Here is a 15,615-nt window from a genome sequence, read left to right as displayed (position 1 = left end):
GATTATAGAAGTGTAAACATCTAGACGGCTAAAATTTCACGGGTGACGACATGACGGTTTTGAATCATACATTAGGTTTTCCACGTATCGGCTTGAAAAGAGAGCTAAAAAAGGCGCAAGAAAGCTATTGGGCTGGCAAAATTTCTCAACAAGAATTGCTGGAAACAGGGCGTGAATTACGTACACGTCACTGGCAACAACAAAAAGAAGCGGGCGTTGATTTAGTTCCGGTTGGTGATTTTGCCTGGTATGACCAAGTATTGACCACAAGTTTGTTATTGGGCAATGTTCCTCCGCGTCATCAAAATGAAGATGGTCATATTGATCTGGATACGCTGTTCCGTATCGCCCGTGGTCGGGCACCAACAGGTACACCAGCGGCGGCTTCAGAAATGACGAAATGGTTCAACACAAACTATCACTATATCGTACCTGAATTTCAGGAAGGGCAGGAATTTAAACTGGGTTGGACGCAATTGTTGGATGAAGTCGATGAAGCCCTGGCATTGGGACACAAAGTCAAACCTGTTCTTTTGGGACCAGTGAGCTATTTATGGCTTGGCAAGGTGAAAGGCAAAACGTTTGACCGCCTGTCTCTGTTAAAAGATATCCTTCCGGTATACCAGCAAGTGCTGGCAGCATTGGCGGAACGTGGCATTGAGTGGGTGCAGATTGATGAACCCGCTCTGGTACTGGAACTCCCCGAAGAGTGGTTGGCGGCATTCTCAACGGCTTATCAATCACTTGAAGGACAAGTGAAATTATTGCTGACGACCTATTTTGATAGCATCGGCCACAATCTGGAAACGGTCAAATCGCTGCCCGTGCAAGGATTGCATGTTGATTTGGTGGCAGGACAGGATTCCCTTGAAGATTTGGATAAATCGTTGCCAGAAGATTGGTTACTTTCCGTGGGGGTGATTAACGGGCGCAATGTTTGGCGAGCCGACTTGAGTGAGAAATACCAGCTTGTCGCACCATTGGTTGGTCAGCGAAATGTGTGGATTGGCACTTCCTGTTCATTGCTCCATAGCCCCATTGACCTGAATGATGAAACGGGGTTGGATGAAGAGGTGCAAAGCTGGTTTGCTTTCGCATTACAGAAATGTGCGGAACTTTCTTTGTTGTCACAAGCATTGAATGCGCCGAAAGGCAGCAAACAGGCGGAACTTGATGCCTATAGCGCGCCAATTCGCGCCCGTCGCAGCTCTGCAAGGGTGAATAACCCAGTGGTCGCTGAGCGCATTGCGGCAATTAAGCCACAGGATAGTGAACGCAATCAGGTATACCCTGAGCGTGCCAAGCTCCAGCGCCAACGTTATAACTTACCACTGTGGCCAACAACGACCATCGGTTCATTCCCGCAAACAACGGAAATTCGTAGCCTGCGTCTCGATTTCAAAAAAGGCCGAGTGGACAATGCATATTACCGAACGAATATCAGTGAGCACATCAAACAGGCGATTCAAGAGCAGGAGCGTTTGGGGCTGGATGTCCTGGTTCATGGTGAAGCTGAACGTAACGACATGGTGGAATATTTCGGCGAGCACTTTGATGGTTATGTCTTTACCCAAAATGGTTGGGTACAGAGTTACGGTTCCCGTTGTGTGAAACCACCGGTCATTATTGGCGATATTAGCCGTCCAGAGGCGATAACAGTAAACTGGGCGACCTATGCGCAATCCTTGACGGAAAAACCCGTCAAAGGCATGTTGACAGGGCCTGTAACCATTCTCTGTTGGTCATTCCCAAGGGAAGACCTCAGCCGTGAAACCATTGCGAAACAGATTGCACTGGCTCTGCGTGATGAAGTTGATGATTTGCAGAAAGCGGGTATTGGCATCATCCAGATTGACGAACCTGCGTTGCGTGAAGGCTTGCCACTGCGCAGAGAAGAGTGGCAGGAATATTTGGAATGGGCGGTGGATGCTTTCAAACTCAGTGCAGCAATTGCGAAAGACGATACTCAAATCCATACCCATATGTGTTATTGCGAGTTCAATGACATCATGCCTTCCATTGCAGCGTTGGATGCAGATGTGATCACCATTGAAACGTCGCGCTCGGATATGGAATTGCTGGATTCATTTGAAGATTTCTCATATCCGAATGAGATAGGGCCTGGCGTATATGACATTCACTCGCCAAACGTCCCTAGTGTTGAATGGATTGAGGCATTGCTACGCAAAGCGGCTGATCGTATCCCGGTCGAGCGCTTGTGGGTGAACCCAGACTGCGGCCTGAAAACGCGTGGTTGGACAGAAACCCGACAAGCTCTGGCAAACATGGTCGAAGCGGCAAAACATTTACGTTCTTCATTAAACAGTTAACTTAAAGTTTAGACGTTCAATTTAAACGCAATACGTTGTGCAGATACCCGCCACAGTTAAGACAATGTGGCGGGTTATTCATTTCTCTGGTTGTTTATTTTTCAACAGTTCCATCCCTGCGGATGTTAGGCCTGGATTTTTCGGGACTTCGGATTTTACCGTTGGGAATCAGCTTATTGATTAGGTTAGGCAATCCCTAATTTTCAATCTAATCTATCCAGCATATGCTGGAATGGTTTTGATATTAAGAAGTTTTTCTTATGATAGGTTTGTCTTTCACACAAGTGTGTGAAATGGCATTTTATGTAATTTTATTAAAAATGCTTTAAATTCAAATTATTACGATTTTTTCTGTGATGAAATATAAACTATGAATGTGATATTTGTCGTTTTTTTGTGAAGTGACCTATGTGAAGATTAACAAAGCAACAAAATGTCGTACAACACCAGGGAACTACATAAATTAATAAAATAGAGATGATAAGAAGTGGAAGCAATGAAAGCCGGCATTCCAACTCAATCCTATTTGGCATTAGCATCACTTTTACTCAAGCTGATTATTGGTATGACATAAGGAGTCTGAAACTTATAAAAAAACGGATAAAAGATGAAATTTACTCCATCAATAAGAGATAACGTGTTGAATGATTAAGATGTACAAGATAGCAATTTTACCAGAGGAGCAGCTATGGCTATCAAACTTGGAGTGATTGCTGATGATTTCACTGGCGCAACTGATATAGCCAGTTTTATGGTGCAAAATGGCTGGAAGGTTACCCAGTTGTTAGGCGCACCAGATGAAAACACCCCTGTTCCCTATGATGTCGATGCTATCGTTATTAGTCTGAAAAGTCGTTCTTGTCCTAGTGATGAGGCGGTTGAGCAATCTTTAAAATCTTGTCGATGGCTACGATATAAGGCAGGTTGCCGACAATTATTTTTCAAGTATTGCTCCACTTTTGATTCAACCCCGGAAGGAAACATCGGACCCGTTATGGATGCCTTGATGGATGAACTTCAAACTGATCTTAGCCTGATTTGTCCAGCACTTCCCGTTAACGGACGGACAGTCTTGGACGGGAATTTATTGGTCTATGGGCAATTATTGAACGAAAGTGGAATGCAGTACCACCCCATTACTCCGATGAAAGATTCTAATTTACTGCGTCTGATAGAACAGCAAGCAAAAGGGACAGCGGGTTTGGTCGATCTTCATTGTGTACGTCAGGGGAAAGAGGCGATTTGTTATCAATTGAAATCATTACACCAACAAGGTATCCGTTATGCGGTAGTCGATACTGTGACTATGGAGGATTTGTCACCGATAGCTCAAGCAGTATCGGAAATGATTCTTGTGACTGGTGGTTCAGGTTTAGGAGCCGCTCTTGCTTGTTACCATACGAAACAAACGAGGACAACATCAGTAATTGGGGAAATTCCACCAGCCAGAGATAGAAAAGCTATCATTCTTTCTGGAAGCTGCTCAGTTATGACAAACAAGCAAGTCATTGAATATAAAAAAATTGCACCTGCCATGCCATTGAATGTAGGTGAATGTATCAATGATCCAGAATATGTCAACAAATTGATAGATTGGTTCATTCAGCAACCAGTAAATGGTTTTGCGCCGATGCTATATGCGACACAACCTCCTGAGTTATTGGAAATGATCCAGCAGCAGTATGGTGTTATAGCGGCAAGCCATGCTGTTGAGCGTTTCTTTGCTGAAATTGTAAGAAAACTGAGAGATCAGGGCGTTAATACTTTCATTGTTGCAGGCGGAGAAACTTCTGCTCAAGTTGTACAGAGTTTGGGAATTGACCAATTCAGTATTGGTACATCTATTGCTCCCGGTGTTCCTTGGGTACATGATCCACACACTGATTGCTGGTTTGCCTTGAAATCAGGTAATTTTGGTGAGATTGATTTCTTTCGGTATGCACAGGAGATGTACTCTATGTGAAAAGAGCCTTTCTGGCTTAGTTAGTATAAGCTGGTTTAATGTTTACTTTATGATATTAGAGGAAAATATAGGGAAGAGAATATCATTTATTCACCGCTACATTGTAGAATGACACTAAATGTATAGGGTAAAAAATGCACATTTAAGTATCGTATATCGAGCGATAATCGTATAAAAAATTTTTTATATATAACAAAATATCAAATAGATGGGATGCTATTGTATTTTCATATTCCCGTATTCAACCGTTACCTTCCATATATACCAATCTAACTTCAAGTTGCCGTTTGCAAACCAACGAGAGTGTTTATATCTTCCCGCTATGCGGGGAGATATAAGACGCATCTTGAAAGGCGATTGGTATATATCCTTTGTGAAAAATATCTTTTTTTTATCACGCCATGTTACGCCATGAGCGTAGACTATGTATTCTCTAAAAGGGAAAGTTATTTTTACTCTGGGATAATAAAGTTATTTAATAAATTGAGAGGATTGCCACAAAATGCAATACTATTTTGTTTGAAAATCATGATTCAGTTGTCGGAAGTAAGATATTACGGCAAGCTTTTTCGACATAAATGATTGGAAGATTACACAAAGCCTTATTTGACACCACTAAACAGGTTTTATTACTCCGTAATTAAATCGCATATAGGGGATTTGGCGGTGTATTGTCCCAGATAATAAAGGTAAATTATGGCTAAATTTGCAGCGAACTTAAGTATGATGTTTAACGAAGTTCCATTTACCGCACGTTTTGAGCAAGCAGCAAAAGCGGGTTTTAAAGGTGTTGAATATCTATTTCCTTATGAAGAATCACCGGAGGAACTTTCCAATTTATTGAAAAAAAATCAATTGATACAGGTATTATTTAATATGCCTGCAGGAGATTGGGATTCTGGTGATAGAGGGATCGCGTGTTTACCTGGACGAGAGAAGGCTTTTGCAGATGGAGTGCATAAAGCGTTGGAATATGCGCGAGCACTAGGTTGTAAACAAGTTCATGCAATGGCTGGAAGATGGGATAAAAAATTTACGAAGGAACAACAATGCGAGTGTTATATCACCAATCTTCAGTACGCCGCAGATGTGATGGCCAAACATGATATCAAAATCTTAATTGAACCGATCAATACTCGTGATATGCCTGGCTATTTTTTGACAACACAAAATCAGGCGGAAGAGTTACTGAAATATATTGATCGGCAAAATGTTTTTATCCAGCTAGATCTTTACCATTGTCAAATTATGGAAGGAGATTTATTGAAAACAATAGAACGGCTATGGGGTAAATTCAGCCATATACAGATTGCCTCGGTGCCTGAACGTAATGAGCCAGATAGAGGTGAAGTCAATTATTTCTGGTTGATTAGGAAATTGGATGAGATGGGATATCAAGGTTGGTTTGGATGTGAATATCATCCAGAAAATAGTACGGAAGAAGGACTTGGGTGGTTAGTAAGGGCTTAATCATGATTGTACTGTTAATGTAGCAGGAGAGGTCATGAACCCCTCAGAGCGCAGAGATTTTATTTATTTTTATTTACATGAACATAGGGCAGTCTCTATTAGCACTTTAGTAAAGTTGATAAGTGTTTCTCACATGACTGTGAGGCGAGACATCCGCATTTTAGAAGAAGAAGGAAAAGTTATTAGTATCGCCGGAGGTATCCAGCTAAATGATGCGTTGCGGCAAGAACTACCATGGAATGAAAAAGCACTTATCCATCATCGCCATAAACGAGCAATAGGTAAATATGCGGCCTCATTAGTGGAAGACGGACAGGTGGTCTATTTGGATGCAGGGACTACGACATTTGAAATGGCACAGGTATTGGCGGAACGCTTTAACCTGACAATCATTACGAATGATTTTTCGATTACTCAGCATTTGATGAATAAACCACAACTGAATTTGTTTCACACTGGAGGACAGGTAGATAAACGTAATTATTCTTGTGTAGGTAATAGCGCGGCTATGGTACTGCGTACTTTAAATGTAGATATTGCATTTATTAGTACCAGCTCATGGGATCTTGAGCATGGAATTTCCACGCCACATGAAGAAAAAGTATTGGTGAAACAGGCATTGTTCGAAATAGCCCGTAGGAAAGTATTGGTTTCTGATAGCAGTAAGTATGGAAAATATGGAATGTTTCGTGTTTGCCCTCTCTCATGTCTGAATGACATTGTATGTGATGGACAATTACCGATGTCAGTGCAACAACAATTAAAGGAATTAAATATGGATCTACACATTGTCAATATATAAGCGTAATAAAAAATAATATAAGGATATTAAAAAATATAACCTCACCTACAAAAATAGTTCTGAGAGACTATAAAGGAGAATTCTATATGAAAATCATTATTACTGGTGGCGCAGGTTTTTTGGGCCAGCAGTTAGCGTTTACTTTACTTCAAAATAGGTTAGCATTTAATTTTGACCAATTGGTTCTAACTGATATTCAATGTCCTGTTTCCCCTATCAATGATCCACGAGTGCAATGTTTAGCGCTGGATTTGACGCAAGAAAATTCGGCTGAAAAACTCATTGATGCAGAAAGTGATATTTTGTTTCATTTAGCTGCTATTGTCAGCAGCCATGCGGAACAAGACTTTGACTTAGGTATGAAAGTTAATTTTGATTCGACACGAAACCTATTGGAGGCTATTCGTAACAAGAATCCATCACTGAAATTTATTTTCACTAGTTCATTGGCTGTATTTGGGGGAGTTTTACCAGAAACAGTAACCGATCACTATGCTGTTAATCCTCAATCCTCATATGGTACACAAAAGGCCATGTGTGAGTTGATGATAAACGATTATTCTCGCAAGGGATATGTTGATGGACGAGTTCTCAGATTACCCACTATCAGTATCCGTCCAGGTAAACCCAATAAGGCGGCCTCTTCATTTGCTAGTGGAATTATTCGTGAACCATTGCATGGAGAGAGTTGCATTTGCCCTGTTTCCCGTGAGCTTGTGTTGTGGCTTTCGAGTCCTGAAACAGTCATTCGCAATTTTATTCATGCAGCCAAGATTTCAGCAGATAAATTGGGTTCTTCACGCATTGTAAATTTGCCTGGGATCAGTATCACAGTACAAGGGATGCTTGATGCACTGAAAGACGTAGCAGGACAGAAGACCACAGAGCTTATTTGCTTTGAGTTAGATGAAAACATCAACCGAATTGTGGAAAGTTGGCCTGGAAATTTTGATATTAGTCGAAGCCTCGCCTTGGGGTTTAGTGCTGACTGTTCATTCAGTGATGCTATTCGTTCATTTATTGCTAATGATAAAGATTGAGATGGAGCTTGATGATGACACCTTATATTCCACTAATTGGATTGGCTGTAGCTGTATTTACTTTGATCTTTCTAGTCTTGAAGACCCGAATTCATGCTTTGCTTGCTATGCTGATTTCGGCCGTCATCGCTGGAGTCACCGGTGGTTTAACTATTACGAATACCGTTGAAGTGATTACTAAAGGATTTGGATCAACGTTAGGTAGTATCGGTATTGTGATCGGCTTGGGGATCATGATGGGACGGATACTGGAGGTTTCCGGTGCTGCCGAAAAAATTGCTTATAGTTTAATTAATTGGTTAGGTAAGAAACGTGAGGAATGGGCGCTGGCAATGACTGGGTACATTGTTAGTATTCCTATTTTTGTCGATACGGCTTTTATTCTACTTTATCCTCTGGTTAAGGCATTGGTGAAGAAAGGAAAACGAAATATATTGACATTGGGAGTTGCATTGGCAGGAGGACTGGTAGTGACTCACCATGTTGTTCCACCAACGCCTGGGCCACTTGGTGTCGCTGGGATCTTTGGTGTGGATATCGGCGCAATGATGTTAGTCGGTATTATATTGGCTATTCCATGTGTTATTTGCATCACTTTCTATGCAAAATGGTTGGCGATTAAATATCCAGAATATCAGTATGTTGAGGAAAGCCCAGAAGACCTGAAACAGATTCATCAGCGTTACATGGAAGAAAAAGCGAATAAACCGCTACCAAGTTTAACGCTTTCTCTTTTGCCTATTATTGTCCCAATAGTCCTGATTTTGGTTAAAGCAATCAATAATGTGTTATTGCAATTTGACATATTTTTTGAAAAAGGAAAATATTTCTATTTTCAACTCTTTGATTTCCTTGGTTCACCTATTATTGCTTTAGCAATCAGCGTATTACTGGCGATTTATACGCTAATGCCAAAAGTCAGTAAACACGAGATTACTGAGCATCTGGAAACGGGGTTACAAACAGCAGGGATTATTCTGTTGGTTACTGGTGCTGGTGGAGCATTAGGCGCAGTCTTACGTGAAAGTGGGGTAGGAACTTTTATGGCGCAACAGATCGCTAGCCTACCAATAACGCCGATTTTAATCCCATTTATCATTGCGACATTAGTACGTTTAATTCAAGGTTCCGGTACAGTCGCAATGATAACAGCAGCTTCTATTTCAGCACCGGTAATCAGCCAGATACCCGATATCAATATGCTATTAGCTGCCCAAGCTGCAACTATAGGCGCACTGTTTTGCAGCTACTTCAATGATAGTTTGTTTTGGGTGGTCAACCGAATGATGGGCATTAAAGATGCAAAACAGCAAATGATAGTCTGGTCAATACCGACAACCATTGCGTGGGGGGTTGGGCTGTGTGGAATACTAATTCTTAACCTTATTATGTAATTTGTCATCATTAACCTTGCTCTGACAATTACCTATTTTACTCAGGTAATTGTCAGGCCATAACTCCCTTCTCTCTCGTTGCCACGCCCCCGATTTTCCAGCAAATACTCATCTTATCTCCGCAATACATCTTTGTGGATCACGTTGTCGAACAGATATTGCCTGGTCTGGATCCCTGGAAGAATATCGATTTCTGATAGCGAAAAGCATAGCAAATATGGCATGTTTCAGTTTATCCATATTTAATGAGGTTTTGTGATGGCGTTTTATATTCCAATTATTGGATTGGGAGTGGCAGTATTTACACTGATTTTTCTGGTCTTACGCACGCGTGTTCATGTACTCATTGCTATGCTAATTGCGGCAATCATCGCTGGAATATCAGGCGGTTTGACCATGAATAATGTCGTTGAGGTGATCGCTAAAGGATTTGGTTCGACACTCGGTAACATCGGTATCGTGATTGGATTGGGATGCATGATGGGGCGAATATTAGAAGTGTCTGGTGCAACAGAACGGATCGCCTATAGCCTGATTCAATGGCTAGGTAACAGGCGTGAAGAGTGGGCTTTGGCGATCACCGGTTATATTGTCAGTATCCCCATATTTGTGAATTCGGCTTTTGTGATCCTCTATCCGCTGGTGAAGGCATTGGCGAAGAAAGGTAAACGCAATGTATTGTCCCTTGGGGTGGCGCTGGCGGGAGGGTTAGTGGTCACTCATCATATCGTCCCCCCAACGCCAGGGCCGCTAGGTGTCGCCGGAATATTCGGGGTGAGTATCGGCCAAATGATGTTGGCAGGTATGCTACTGGCGGTTCCCTGTGTTATTGGGATTACCTGCTATGCAAAGTGGTTGGAGACTAAATACCCTGAATATCAGCTTGATGATACAGAAGAAAATGCCGCAAATTTGCAACAAATTTATCAGGATTATCGAGACGAAAAAGAGCAAAAAACGCTTCCGAGCCTATTTCTTTCCCTTTTACCCATCGTCGTACCCATTGTGCTGATTTTTATTGGTGTCATTAACGGAATGATACTGAAAACGGATGCGTTTGCCGGTAAGGAAAACGCTTTCTATTTTCAGATTTTTAATTTTCTTGGCTCACCCATTATTGCGCTAGCCATCAGTGTATTACTGGCGGTTTATACCTTGATGCCAAACGTCAGCAAACATGAAGTGATTGAACATTTGGAGACAGGGTTAAAAACGGTAGGCATTATTTTATTGGTGTCAGGAGCGGGAGGGGCGCTAGGTGCGGTATTAAATGAAAGTTCAACCGGGACGATATTAGCGCATTATATTGCCAGCCTGCCGATAACACCCGTTTTGATCCCATTTATCATTGCAACGCTTATACGCATCATCCAAGGCTCTGGTACGGTCGCCATGATAACTGCGGCCTCTATTTCTGCACCTGTTATCAAGCAGATACCGGATGTGAATATGCTGGTGGCAGCTCTGGCTGCGATGATGGGGACACTGTTTTTCAGTTACTTCAATGACTGTTTTTTCTGGGTGGTTAACCGGATGATGGGGATTAAGAATGTGAGGCAGCAGATTATCGTCTGGTCGATTCCTACCACGATTGCATGGGGAATTGGGTTGTGTGGTGTGCTGCTTCTTAATCTCGTTATGTAGATTTTGATGTGAATATTTTTGTGTGAATAGTGATAGCCCCCAATCGAGTGGGTTTGTACTTAATTGTGATATTTATCACAAATATATGTACGTGTTTCTTTTTAATGTCAATTAAAGATGATTTTAATCACTAAAAAGTGTCAGAGTATTGACTAAATTTAGGTATTCATATTTTGAATCATGTCCGTTGAGGAATCTGATATGTCTGATGTATTTCACTTAGGTATCACCAAAAGCGATCTACAAGGTGCGGCGCTGGCGATTGTGCCAGGTGATCCTAACCGTGTTGAAAAAATTGCCCGCCTGATGGATAACCCAGTGCATCTGGCTTCCCACCGTGAATTTACAACCTGGCGTGCAGAAATTGACGGGAAGGCCGTGGTTGTCTGTTCTACAGGCATTGGTGGCCCCTCAACATCGATTGCCGTAGAAGAACTGGCACAGTTGGGAGTGCGTACTTTCCTGCGCATCGGAACAACGGGAGCGATCCAGCCACATATCAATGTTGGGGATGTATTGGTAACGACCGCTGCGGTTCGTTTGGATGGTGCCAGCTTGCACTTTGCCCCCATGGAGTTTCCGGCCGTTGCCGATTTTGAGTGTACAAATGCCCTGTACGAAGCCGCAAAAGCGTCAGGTTTAGCTACCCATGTCGGTATTACGGCATCTTCCGATACCTTCTATCCAGGGCAAGAGCGCTATGATACCTATTCTGGCCGCGTTGTTCGCCACTTCCAAGGCTCGATGAAAGAGTGGCAAGACATGGGGGTCATGAACTTTGAGATGGAATCAGCAACCTTGCTGACGATGTGTGCAAGCCAGGGACTGCGTGCCGGTATGGTGGCAGGGGTGATCGTTAACCGTACCCAACAGGAAATTCCAGATGTTGAGTTGCTGAAAAAAACAGAAAGCAATGCGTTGGCGATTGTTGTGGAGGCAGCTCGTCGCCTGCTGTGATGTCTTTTTTTCATCAGGGGCCGGAACACTCTGGCCCTTCCTTCTATACACTCTTCTCTTTCCTTTATTTAAAAATTTGATAATGTCATAACATTTTGTATTAGTCGTTATGTTGCTCTAATAATGATTAATCGAATCCAGTAATATCAAACAATTATTGGTTTCCATAACATACTGTACCTCATCGATTTCAAGTTACGGCGAGTAAGGCCGTAAATTGAAAGGTATTTTTATCGCAATTAAGAGTGATTATGACTACAACATTTCTATCTCATCCTTCATTACTTCCCCTAAATGGCGGTATTAATTTTCGTGATTTAGGTAATAAGACCCTCAATAATGGCGCTAAGATTAAATCAGGATGGTTATTTCGTTCCGGTTCAATGGACCGATTGACAGAAAACGATCAGGCTTTTTTAGTCGATCAAAACCTTTTGCAGATCATTGATTATCGCGATAACAGCGAAATTATGGATAAACCCGATCGAATATGGCATGGGGCGCATTACCACCATGCTCCTGCTAACCCGCTTTCCAACGAAGTGGATGCGAATCTGGATAAGCTAGACAAAGAGATATTGGAACGATTCGACGCGAAAATGTTTATGTCCCGCTTATATGAATTGCTCCCCATCAATAATCCAGCTTATAAGACACTGGCAACATTATTGCTACAACCAGAGAAAGGTGGAATTGTGCAACATTGCGCAGTGGGTAAAGACAGGACGGGAGTCGGCTCTGCACTGGTTTTATTCGCACTGGGTGCTGATCTGGATACGGTGATGGAAGATTATTTGTTGACCAATATCACACTGGCGCCGTATCGAGACTATTTATTGAATGAGCATGCAAAAACGATGAGTGACAGCGTAGTAGAAAAATTTGCCTATGTTTATTCAGTGAGAGAAGAGTTTTTACTCACTGCAATCGATAGCATTAACCAACATTATGGTAGCGTAGATATTTGGCTAGAAAAGGATATCGGGCTAGATATTACTGCACGTGAAAAATTACAAACTTATTTTATCGAATAAATCAATTGGGTTAGCATTGAGCGGCTTGTTCAGGGCTAGCCTAAATATTCCACAGACAACACAGGAAAGATGAATGTGAGCCTGCATGAAATCATCGAATCAGTTATAAACTTTGTTAAAGCACATGAACCTTGGGCAATTCCCATTATTTTCCTACTGGCCTTTGGTGAATCGTTGGCCTTTATTTCCCTTTTGCTGCCAGCAACGATCATTTTATTGGGGTTAGGGGCATTGATTGGTGAAAGTGGGTTAACCTTCTGGCCAATATGGATAGCCGCGGCCGTCGGTGCTTTCTTTGGCGACTGGGTTTCTTACTGGTTTGGTTTCCATTACAAAGAAAATGTCGGCAAAATATGGCCACTTTCTCGCCATCCGCAAACTTTAGTTCGCGGACATCGTTTCTTTGAACGGTGGGGCGTATGGGGCATTTTCATTGGACGTTTTTTTGGTCCGTTGAGAGCCGTTGTACCGTTGGTTGCGGGCATTTGTGCCATGCCAAAACGCCATTTTCAGCTCGCAAACTTAACTTCTGCATTGATTTGGGCATTTGGTATCTTAGCACCAGGAGCGTTTGGCCTGCGTTGGTTGGCAGAATGGATGGGATAATTGCGAGTCGCTTTGCAAACTGAAAGAGAGCCAATAAATATTCTGGACATCTATACAGCCTCTATTTAACTTACATTGAAACGGGTGAATCAAAAAAGTTGGCCGAAATTTAGCGACAGTGATGTCAGCAAACAATGGTGTTAACGAAAGATAGTGTGAGCTGAAAACGGTGTTAGTGAGGGGGCTAGGTGGATATCCAGTGGTTATACATGCTGATTGGTGGTTTAAGTGGATTGCTGGGCGGAGGGATCTTCGTCTGGCTTTTTGTTCAGCAGAAGATCCAGCAAAAAGAACAGGAACTGCGTGGATTATATAGCCAATTGGCGGTCAGCCATGAAAAGCTGGAGCAATCCCATTATTGGCGTACTGAATGTGATCAACTCAGCCAAGAATTACTGGCTCAACGCGAAATTAACAGTGTGCAGGAAGCAGAGTTGCGAGAATTGAGCACTCGGCTTGAAGAAAGCAAACTGGCAGCAGAGGAAAAACAACGTTTATTGATTAACAGTGAGCAGCGATTGAGTAGCCAATTTGAAAATCTCGCCAATCGTGTCTTTGAGCAGAATCGACGTCGTACCGATGAGTATCATCGCCAAAATATCAACGATCTTCTGATGCCATTTCGTGAACAACTTGAAGGGTTCCGCCGTCAGGTACAAGACAGCTTTGGGCAGGAAGCGCGTGAGCGCCACACTCTGACCCATGAAATTCGTCATCTTCAACAACTCAATGCACAGATGGCAAAAGAGGCCATCAATCTTACAAACGCCCTGAAAGCAGACAATAAAATGCAGGGAAATTGGGGGGAGATGGTATTGGCTCGCGTTTTGGAAGCCTCCGGTTTGCGAGAGGGACATGAATTCGATACCCAAGTCAATATTAAGGCTGAAAATAACGAGCGTTTTCAACCTGATGTGATTGTGCATCTGCCACAGGGAAAAGAGGTGATTATTGATGCCAAAATGTCGCTGGTCGCTTATGAACGTTATTTCAACAGTGATAATGAAGAACAGCAGGCGCAAGCCTTACAGGAACACATCAACTCCATTAAAGGGCATATCCGTGGCCTGAGCCGAAAAAATTACCAACAATTACTTGGCGTGCGATCACTGGATTATGTTTTGATGTTTATTCCGGTCGAGCCTGCTTACTTGGTGGCGCTCAACCAAGCTCCAGAGTTACTGGATGAAGCGTTGAAACATAATATTATGCTAGTCAGCCCATCGACTTTGCTGGTTGCCGTTCGTACTATCAATAACTTGTGGCGTTATGAATATCAAAGCCAAAATGCCCGTCTGATTGCTGATAAGGCCGCCAGAATGTATGACAAAATGCGATTGTTTGTGGATGACATGCAGGAATTGGGGCAAAGCCTTAATAAAGCACAGGCGAGTTACCATTTCGCAATGAAAAAACTTGTTGAGGGAAGAGGCAATTTGATCAGTCAAGCCGAAGGATTTCGTGATTTAGGGGTGGATGTGAAGCGTCCCATTGATTCACAATTGATTGATAAATCTTCCCAATCGTTGCAGATGAATGAGTGAAGTCTGGATAGGGTTTTGTTGGAAAGGCTGGTACACTGGCTATAAATTTTTTTGAATAAAAAGCGGACAAGTAACATGGCAGATCAACCGAAAGAAACCACTGATTTTGGTTTCCGCACCGTAGCTAAAGAAGAAAAAAAAGAGATGGTGGCAGAGGTATTCCACTCTGTAGCTGCGAAATATGACTTAATGAATGATTTGATGTCATTTGGCATTCATCGTATCTGGAAACGTTTCACTATTGAGGCAAGTGGTGTTCGCCGTGGTCATAAGGTGCTTGATCTTGCGGGTGGAACCGGTGATCTGACCGCAAAATTCTCCCGTATTGTGGGGGAAAATGGTCAAGTTATTTTGGCGGATATCAACGACTCAATGTTGAAAGTTGGACGCGAAAAATTACGCGATATTGGTATCATCGGCAATGTGAGTTATGTCCAGGCCAACGCTGAAGAACTGCCTTTCCCAGATAATTATTTTGACTGTATTACTATTTCCTTCGGTTTGCGTAATGTCACGGATAAAGAAAAAGCCCTGCGTTCCATGTATCGGGTACTTAAGCCGGGTGGACGCCTGTTAGTGCTGGAGTTTTCCAAACCTGTATTGGCGCCGTTGAGCAAGATTTATGACGCTTATTCATTCCATGTGCTGCCCAGAGTCGGCCAGCTAGTTGTGAAAGATGCAGAGAGTTACCGCTACCTGACAGAGTCCATTCGTATGCATCCTGATCAGGAAACCTTAAAAAGCATGATGGAAGAAGCGGGTTTTGATCAGGTTTATTACACCAATATGACGGGTGGGATTGTTGCACTGCACAAAGGATTCAAATTCTGA

The 15,615-nt window shown here is 42.5% G+C and carries 12 protein-coding genes; all 12 read left to right on the top strand.

What is annotated here, in order from left to right; all coding sequences use genetic code 11:
* Positions 1-50: 50 nt before the first annotated feature.
* The 12 genes from metE (at position 51) to ubiE (ending at position 15,615) form a co-directional block, all read left to right on the top strand.
* Entirely contained in the window at positions 51-2,330 is a 2,280-nt protein-coding gene (gene metE / locus Xkoz_RS10030; protein WP_099142025.1) for a 5-methyltetrahydropteroyltriglutamate--homocysteine S-methyltransferase, read from the top strand.
* 688 nt (positions 2,331-3,018) lie between these two features.
* Positions 3,019-4,293 (top strand): 3-oxo-tetronate kinase, encoded by a 1,275-nt coding sequence (gene otnK / locus Xkoz_RS10025; RefSeq protein ID WP_099142024.1) that lies wholly within the window; start codon positions 3,019-3,021, stop codon positions 4,291-4,293.
* 696 nt (positions 4,294-4,989) lie between these two features.
* A complete protein-coding gene (gene otnI / locus Xkoz_RS10020) occupies positions 4,990-5,763 on the top strand; it encodes a 2-oxo-tetronate isomerase (RefSeq protein ID WP_099142023.1) in 774 nt (257 codons plus the stop codon).
* Positions 5,764-5,797: 34 nt separating this feature from the next.
* Positions 5,798-6,565, top strand: a complete 768-nt coding sequence (locus tag Xkoz_RS10015; protein WP_099142022.1) for a DeoR/GlpR family DNA-binding transcription regulator — start codon at positions 5,798-5,800, stop codon at positions 6,563-6,565.
* An 86-nt stretch (positions 6,566-6,651) separates the two neighbouring features.
* Positions 6,652-7,605, top strand: a complete 954-nt coding sequence (denD, locus tag Xkoz_RS10010) for a D-erythronate dehydrogenase (protein WP_099142021.1) — start codon at positions 6,652-6,654, stop codon at positions 7,603-7,605.
* A gap of 14 nt (positions 7,606-7,619) precedes the next feature.
* Positions 7,620-8,999: a GntP family permease gene (locus Xkoz_RS10005; RefSeq protein ID WP_099142020.1), complete on the top strand. Its 1,380-nt coding sequence runs from the start codon at positions 7,620-7,622 to the stop codon at positions 8,997-8,999.
* 258 nt (positions 9,000-9,257) lie between these two features.
* On the top strand, positions 9,258-10,643 hold the full coding sequence (locus Xkoz_RS10000; RefSeq protein WP_099142019.1) for a GntP family permease: 1,386 nt from the start codon (positions 9,258-9,260) through the stop codon (positions 10,641-10,643).
* Positions 10,644-10,844: 201 nt separating this feature from the next.
* Positions 10,845-11,600, top strand: a complete 756-nt coding sequence (gene udp, locus Xkoz_RS09995; RefSeq protein WP_099142018.1) for a uridine phosphorylase — start codon at positions 10,845-10,847, stop codon at positions 11,598-11,600.
* A 251-nt stretch (positions 11,601-11,851) separates the two neighbouring features.
* Positions 11,852-12,634: a tyrosine-protein phosphatase gene (locus tag Xkoz_RS09990; protein ID WP_099142017.1), complete on the top strand. Its 783-nt coding sequence runs from the start codon at positions 11,852-11,854 to the stop codon at positions 12,632-12,634.
* Between the two features lie 69 nt (positions 12,635-12,703).
* Positions 12,704-13,240 carry a DedA family protein gene (locus Xkoz_RS09985; protein ID WP_422646048.1) on the top strand — a complete coding sequence of 179 codons (537 nt, stop codon included), beginning with the start codon at positions 12,704-12,706 and terminating at the stop codon, positions 13,238-13,240.
* Positions 13,241-13,428: 188 nt separating this feature from the next.
* On the top strand, positions 13,429-14,784 hold the full coding sequence (gene rmuC / locus Xkoz_RS09980) for a DNA recombination protein RmuC (RefSeq protein ID WP_208615242.1): 1,356 nt from the start codon (positions 13,429-13,431) through the stop codon (positions 14,782-14,784).
* Between the two features lie 75 nt (positions 14,785-14,859).
* The gene (ubiE, locus tag Xkoz_RS09975; RefSeq protein WP_099142016.1) at positions 14,860-15,615 is read left to right on the top strand and encodes a bifunctional demethylmenaquinone methyltransferase/2-methoxy-6-polyprenyl-1,4-benzoquinol methylase UbiE; all 756 of its coding nucleotides are present in this window, start codon (positions 14,860-14,862) and stop codon (positions 15,613-15,615) included.

The sequence above is a fragment of the Xenorhabdus kozodoii genome (assembly GCF_002632875.1).
GTDB lineage: Bacteria > Pseudomonadota > Gammaproteobacteria > Enterobacterales > Enterobacteriaceae > Xenorhabdus > Xenorhabdus kozodoii.
Note: the sequence above shows the minus strand (reverse complement) of the source record. Positions and strands in the feature narration are given on the sequence as shown.

What these genes read in the sequence shown, in the direction of transcription:
- metE (WP_099142025.1), top strand. Translation starts at nt 51, where the DNA reads ATGACGGTTTTGAATCATACATTAGGTTTTCCACGTATCGGCTTGAAA.
- otnK (WP_099142024.1), top strand. Translation starts at nt 3,019, where the DNA reads ATGGCTATCAAACTTGGAGTGATTGCTGATGATTTCACTGGCGCAACT.
- otnI (WP_099142023.1), top strand. Translation starts at nt 4,990, where the DNA reads ATGGCTAAATTTGCAGCGAACTTAAGTATGATGTTTAACGAAGTTCCA.
- Xkoz_RS10015 (WP_099142022.1), top strand. Translation starts at nt 5,798, where the DNA reads ATGAACCCCTCAGAGCGCAGAGATTTTATTTATTTTTATTTACATGAA.
- denD (WP_099142021.1), top strand. Translation starts at nt 6,652, where the DNA reads ATGAAAATCATTATTACTGGTGGCGCAGGTTTTTTGGGCCAGCAGTTA.
- Xkoz_RS10005 (WP_099142020.1), top strand. Translation starts at nt 7,620, where the DNA reads ATGACACCTTATATTCCACTAATTGGATTGGCTGTAGCTGTATTTACT.
- Xkoz_RS10000 (WP_099142019.1), top strand. Translation starts at nt 9,258, where the DNA reads ATGGCGTTTTATATTCCAATTATTGGATTGGGAGTGGCAGTATTTACA.
- udp (WP_099142018.1), top strand. Translation starts at nt 10,845, where the DNA reads ATGTCTGATGTATTTCACTTAGGTATCACCAAAAGCGATCTACAAGGT.
- Xkoz_RS09990 (WP_099142017.1), top strand. Translation starts at nt 11,852, where the DNA reads ATGACTACAACATTTCTATCTCATCCTTCATTACTTCCCCTAAATGGC.
- Xkoz_RS09985 (WP_422646048.1), top strand. Translation starts at nt 12,704, where the DNA reads ATGAATGTGAGCCTGCATGAAATCATCGAATCAGTTATAAACTTTGTT.
- ubiE (WP_099142016.1), top strand. Translation starts at nt 14,860, where the DNA reads ATGGCAGATCAACCGAAAGAAACCACTGATTTTGGTTTCCGCACCGTA.